We start from the raw sequence: 889 nt of genomic DNA on the forward strand, positions 1-889 counted from the left end.
GGCCTGTACCATCTTTTCCCTGTTCAGCATCACGGCCGGTACGCTCTACCAGAAGCGCTTCGTTAAACCGACTGACGTGCGCACCGCCAACGTCATCCAGCTGGCGGCCGCCTTTGTGGTGACCTTGCCGCTGGCCCTGTTCGAAACCGAGGTGATCAACTGGACCCCCCATTTCCTGGGGGCCATGGCCTGGTCGGTGCTGGTGCTCACGCTGGGCGGCAGTTCGCTGCTTTACCTGCTGATCCAGCGCGGTGCGGCGACCGCGGTGACCAGCCTGTTGTACCTCGTGCCGCCCACCACGGCGCTGATGGCCTGGGCGCTGTTTGGTGAATCCATCACCACGGCCACCATTGTGGGAACGGTGCTCACGGCGCTGGGCGTGAGCCTCGTGGTGCGGTCCGCGAAGCCGCCGGCGGCCGCGTAGTTTTCCAGGGCGTGTCCTGGAATTGCGCCACAAGGTGGTCTATCAGCAGGCGTATGCGCCGGGGCTGGTCAGCGCGGTAGGGCGCCAGCCAGTGGATGTCGGCGTCCGGCATGGAATATGCAGGCAGCACACGCACCAGTTGCCCCGAAGCCAGCTGCGGCGCGATGTCCCACAGGCTGCGCAGCATGATGCCGCGGCCTTCCAGGCACCAGTCACGCACCAGCTCACCCGAGTTGCTGGCCAGCGGGCCGTGAACACGCACGCGCGCCGGTGTCTTGTCGCGCTCCCGGTGCAATTGCCAGACGTCAAAGCGTTGGCCGGCGGCGTTACCGTTCTCGCGCACGATCAGGCAGGCGTGATGCTGCAGCGCCTCCAGGTCCGCAGGCTCGCCATGGTGCTTGATATAGCGGGGCGAGGCCACCAGCACGCGCTGGTTGCGCGCCAGCCGGCGCGACACCCACTGCG

At 66.8% G+C, this 889-nt stretch carries 2 protein-coding genes; one reads left to right on the plus strand and one right to left on the minus strand.

What is annotated here, in order from left to right; translation table 11 throughout:
• Window positions 1–424, plus strand: a 424-nt coding sequence (locus AC1D0P_RS26145; RefSeq protein WP_477679385.1) for a DMT family transporter, incomplete at its 5' end; no start/stop codon positions are given.
• On the opposite strand, the gene AC1D0P_RS26150 is transcribed toward AC1D0P_RS26145, so the two are convergent.
• On the minus strand, window positions 366–889 hold a 524-nt coding region (locus tag AC1D0P_RS26150; protein ID WP_477679386.1), incomplete at its 5' end, for a LysR substrate-binding domain-containing protein. The two genes, AC1D0P_RS26145 and AC1D0P_RS26150, sit on opposite strands and share 59 nt — an antisense overlap.

Source organism: Polaromonas sp. P1_G2 (genome assembly GCF_056405515.1).